General features: G+C 69.9%; 1 protein-coding gene. It reads right to left on the bottom strand.

Annotation, left to right across the window (positions count from 1 at the left end):
* Window positions 1–1,364 (bottom strand): MFS transporter (locus IEY86_RS35875; RefSeq protein WP_373287158.1); only part of this gene is annotated, 1,364 nt, incomplete at its 3' end.
* Between the last annotated feature and the right edge of the window lie 20 nt (window positions 1,365–1,384).

Below are 1,384 nucleotides of genomic sequence, written 5' to 3'. Positions count from 1 at the left end.
GGTCGTGGGAGGAGGGTGCTGATGGCGGCGGCGGCCAGGACGAGGACGAGGTCGATGGCGGCGACCCATTCCAGGCCGTGGACGTAGTCGATGCGGGCGCCGCCCGATCCCAGGACGGCGAAGAACACCGACCCCAAAGCGGCGATACCCGCCGCCGAGGCGAACTGCTGGGCCGTGGTCAGCACCCCCGCGGCCGCCCCGGCCTGCCCCGAGCGCACCCCGGCCAGCACCGCGCCGACCAGCGCCGGCACCGCCAGACCGTTGCCCGTACCGACCAGCACCATCGGACCGATCAGCCGCAGCGCACTGGTGTGCGACCCCGAACCCCACAGCACACCCAGCAGCGAGAGCACACCGGCGGCCGCGATCAGCGTGCCCACCGTGATCACCTTCGCCCCGTGCCGCGCAATGGCCTTCTGCGCCGACACCGACGCCGTCGCGAACGCCAGACCCAGCGGGCAGAACGTCCACCCCGCATCCAGCGGCGAGAGCCCGATACCCGACTGCAGCACCAACGTCAACGTGAACATGAACGAGTGGAACGAGGCGAACGCCCCGATGTTGACCACCAGACCCCGGTTGAACGCCCGGTCGTGGAACAGCCGCAGATCCAGCAGCGGCTGACCACCGCGCGCCGCCAGCGCCCGCTCCCACCACAGCGCCAGCGCCATCACCGGAGCGGCAGCACCCAGACTCACCCACGCCCACACCGGCCAGCCCTCGGTGCGCCCCAGCACCAGCGGCACCAAAGCCAGCGCCAGAGCACCGGAGATCCCCAGCGCACCCAACGGATCCAGCTTCGGACGCGCCGCCGAACGCGTCACCGGCAGCAGACGCAGCGCGAACCCCACCGCGGCCAGACCCACCGGCACATTCACCAAGAAGATCACCCGCCAGCCCAGCCCGAACAGGTCCCACTCCAGCAACGCCCCGCCGAGCACCTGCCCGGCCACCGCACCCACACCCATCGTCACCCCGAACCACGACAGCGCCCGAGGACGCTCCCCGCCGGGAAAGACCGCCGTGATCAGAGCCAGCACCTGCGGCACCATCGCCGCACCCGTCAGCCCCTGCAGCAACCGCGCCGCCACCAACTGCCCCGGCGTCTGCGCCAGACCGCACAGCAACGACGCCCCCGTGAACGCCACCGTGCCCCACAAGAACAGCCGACGCGACCCGAACAGATCACCCAACCGCCCACCAGTGATCAACCCCGACGCATACGTGAACGCATACCCGGCCACGATCAGCTCCAACGCCGCCTGACCCGCATCCAGATCACGCTCCAACGACGGAGCAGCCACATTCACCACATACAAATCGAACTGCGCCATGAACATCGCCGACAACAACACCGGCAACATCAACCACCGACGCGGATCGG

It is taken from the genome of Wenjunlia tyrosinilytica (assembly GCF_014646055.1).
In the GTDB taxonomy this organism is placed as follows: Bacteria; Actinomycetota; Actinomycetes; order Streptomycetales; family Streptomycetaceae; genus Wenjunlia; species Wenjunlia tyrosinilytica.
The sequence above is the reverse complement of the archived record's forward strand: the minus strand, read 5'-3'. Positions and strand labels throughout refer to the sequence as shown.